Origin of the sequence: Acinetobacter sp. USHLN143 (genome assembly GCF_037145695.1) — a bacterium.
Taxonomy (GTDB): Bacteria; Pseudomonadota; Gammaproteobacteria; order Pseudomonadales; family Moraxellaceae; genus Acinetobacter; species Acinetobacter fasciculus.
The window spans coordinates 1-210 of the sequence record NZ_JBBCWZ010000373.1 but is presented as its reverse complement, the minus strand read 5'-3'; the positions used below and the strand labels follow the sequence as shown (position 1 = coordinate 210).

Genomic DNA, 210 nt, shown 5'->3' with positions numbered 1-210 from the left:
TTATGACACCAAGCAATGCCGTCAGGTCATTGCAGATCGGCAAGCGCATGCGGTGATTCCACCTAGAAAAAATGCGAAACCATGGAAAGATACAAAGATTAGCTCGCTAGAGCGAAATGAATTACTTCGAACAGTTAAGCGTTTAGGCAGGACACTATGGAAAAAATGGTCAGGCTATCATCGGCGAAGTTTGGTTGAAACTAAGATGCA

At 43.8% G+C, this 210-nt stretch carries 1 protein-coding gene; it reads left to right on the top strand.

Annotated elements, in window-relative coordinates; all coding sequences use genetic code 11:
* Positions 1–210 (top strand): transposase (locus WFH18_RS18445; protein ID WP_336755485.1); only part of this gene is annotated, 210 nt, incomplete at both ends.